This window comes from Actinospica durhamensis, assembly GCF_018139695.1.
In the GTDB taxonomy this organism is placed as follows: domain Bacteria; phylum Actinomycetota; class Actinomycetes; order Streptomycetales; family Catenulisporaceae; genus Actinospica; species Actinospica durhamensis.
On record NZ_JAGSOG010000570.1, the window covers coordinates 1 to 1,468 of the forward strand.

General features: G+C 70.3%; 1 pseudogene. It reads right to left on the reverse strand.

Annotation, left to right across the window (positions count from 1 at the left end):
• Window positions 1-233: 233 nt before the first annotated feature.
• Window positions 234-1,427: pseudogene (locus KDL01_RS41085) on the reverse strand (IS4 family transposase); the annotation flags it as partial.
• Window positions 1,428-1,468: the final 41 nt, after the last annotated feature.

Here is a 1,468-nt window from a genome sequence, read left to right on the forward strand (position 1 = left end):
CAATACCACTGATTTAGCTGTGCTTGCGGCTGGTGGGTCGGGTTCTGGTTGGTGCGACGAGGTCGGGGGTCGGTGGTTTGGTCCTGGGCGGATCACGGTGCTCGGGGCGTTTCAGGGCCCAGTTGCTCATCTTGCGTTTGATCACGCGCGGGTTGGCGCGGGGTCGGCGACGCGGGAGCGGGCGTTCGCGGATCTCCTCGAGGGCTTGTCGCAGGGCTTTGGTCAGGCGTGAGGGGGGAAAGCGCCGCCTGGTCGGTGACGTGGCGGCGTGCGATGCGCAGGGTGCGGGTGAAGGAGAGCCGGTCCGGATCGTGCCCGCCGTCGCCGGCGGCTTGGCGCATCAGGTCGCGTAGCGCGTGGTGGACGAGCAGGAAGCCGTAGATCTCTTGTTCCACGCCCTCGGGATGGCGGGAGCGCAGCACCAGGGCCCGGCCGCCCTGGTGGGTCTTGATCTCATCGAGGGCCGACTCGATCTCCCAGCGCTCGTGGTAGAGCGCGGCCAACTCGATCCCCGGGGCGGCCGAGGGGTCGAGGATCGTGGTGATCAACCGGTAGACCTCGCCGCCGGCGCCCAGGGCGTACTCGATCACACGGACCCGGGCCGGGTGCTCGCGCCGGTGCTTGTCCCTGGCCGCGACGATCTCGGAGACGTACGAGCCGTCCCGGAGCGGTTCAAGCACCGGCAGCACGAGGTTCGAGCGCACCCGCCACAGCAGCTGCGCCCCGCTGCCCGCACCGGCCTGCCACAGGTCGTAGCCGACGAACCCGCGGTCTGCCAGCAGCAGCATCCCCGCCTCGAGCCGGTCGAACAGCCCCAGCGCCAGCACGGTCTCGTGCACCGCGAGCGGCCCGAGACCGGCGGCGATCACCGCGTGGGTGCCGCACTCGGCCAGCGCGGCCACCCGCACCTGCGGGTAGGCCGCGCCCCCGGTGCCGCGCGAGGTGCCCGGACGGCCGAAGAACACCGCGTTCGCCTCGGTGTCGGGCACATCGAACGTCGTGCCGTCCACCGCGACCAGCCGGTAGCCCCGATACCACGCCCCCGGTGTATCGGGCATGGCCACCGGCCGGGCCACCCGCTCGAACAGCGCCCGCACAGGCCCGGCCCCCAACCTCAGCCGGGCCCGCCCGATCGCCGCGGTCGTCGGCACCCGCCACAACCCACCACGCCCGTCCCGCAGGTCAAGACCCTGCGTCAACAACCGGGCAACCTCCTCATAGCCCTGGCCCGCGAAAAGACACATCGCCAGCACGAAATACACCACTATCCGAGCAGGCAGAAGCCGATGACGCTGCTCCACCCGCGCGCACTCGACCAGCACCTCGTCGACCAGAGCAGGCGGCACCACCCGAGTGAGCACCCCCAACGCAACCCGATCCGACAACCGCCCCACGGACGACGACTTCACCTGACCCGGCCTCGGCACACCCACCTAACGACCAAACAAAGCCAAAGTCACTGGTATTG